This is a genomic window from Xenorhabdus eapokensis (assembly GCF_001908105.1).
Genome location: NZ_MKGQ01000114.1, coordinates 1 through 1,235, shown reverse-complemented (window position 1 = coordinate 1,235; position 1,235 = coordinate 1). Strand labels below are relative to the sequence as shown.

Below are 1,235 nucleotides of genomic sequence, written 5' to 3'. Positions count from 1 at the left end.
TTATCCGCCGAAGATGCGCAGTTTCTGGAAACCCGTAAGTTTCAGTTGGAGGAAATTTGCCGCATCTTCCGGGTTCCCCTGCATATGGTGCAGAACACTGACCGTGCCACCTTTAACAATATTGAGAATTTAGGGATTGGGTTTATCAACTATTCACTCGTCCCCTATCTCATCCGCATTGAGCAACGGATTAATGCCGGACTGGTGAAAAACAACAAGCAAGGGCAGCTCTACGCCAAGTTCAACACGGGCGCACTCTTGCGGGGTGATATGAAATCCCGCTTTGAAGCCTACGCGACCGGGATTAATTGGGGGATCTACTCACCGAACGAGTGCCGGGAGCTGGAAGAACTCAACCCGCGTGAGGGCGGTGATATTTATCTGACCCCGATGAATATGACAACCAAACCGGAAGACCAAACGGAGGATAAACCGCATGCCGATAATGACGAAACAACGGCTTGATGTTCCCCTGAAAATCAAATCCGTCAGCGACTCCGGTGAGTTCGAGGGCTACGGGTCGGTTTTCGGGGTGAAAGACAGCTACGACGATATTGTGTTACCGGGAGCGTTTGCCAACACCCTGAAACAATGGGGTGACAAAGGCAGCCTGCCCGCGTTGCTCTGGCAGCACCGGATGGATGAGCCGATCGGTATCTATACCGAGATGAAAGAAGACGAAACCGGCTTATATCTCAAGGGGCGACTGCTGATTGATGATGATCCATTGGCAAAACGTGCTCATGCCCACATGAAAGCCGGCTCGCTTTCCGGCCTGTCCATCGGTTATATCCTGAAAGACTGGGAATATGACCGGAGCAAAGAGGCATTTTTACTAAAAGAGCTGGATTTATGGGAAGTGAGTCTGGTGACCTTTCCCGCTAACGACGAAGCGAGGGTAGGCAACGTGAAATCGGCGTTTGCCCGCGGCGAATTACCCTCACAGAAAAGTATTGAGCGAGTCCTGCGCGACGTTGGACTTTCGCGAACTCAGGCCAAGGCATTTATGGCTGAGGGGTACGGCGCGTTGTCTCTGCGTGACGCTGAAACGGACGTGTCCATTTTGAATGCATTGAAAACTATTACTTTTGAATAATCACGGAGTCCATTATGGCAGTTGAATTGAAAGATGTTGAACAGGTCGCGCAGGAAATCAAGGGGCGCTTTGACGAGTTCAAAGAGAAGAATGATAAACGCTTTGAGGCGATCGAGGCTGAAAAAGGCAAACTGGCCGG

The 1,235-nt window shown here is 50.8% G+C and carries 2 protein-coding genes and 1 pseudogene; all 3 read left to right on the top strand.

The genetic code is table 11. The annotated features are described in order from the left end of the window. Positions 1–465, top strand: a 465-nt coding sequence (locus Xedl_RS19630; RefSeq protein ID WP_143187507.1) for a phage portal protein, incomplete at its 5' end; no start/stop codon positions are given. Beyond that, a complete protein-coding gene (locus Xedl_RS19625) occupies positions 443–1,096 on the top strand; it encodes an HK97 family phage prohead protease (RefSeq protein ID WP_074025397.1) in 654 nt (217 codons plus the stop codon). The genes Xedl_RS19630 and Xedl_RS19625, both read left to right, overlap by 23 nt. Before the next feature lie 14 nt (positions 1,097–1,110). Beyond that, positions 1,111–1,235 (top strand): annotated as a pseudogene (locus Xedl_RS33875) (phage major capsid protein); the annotation flags it as partial.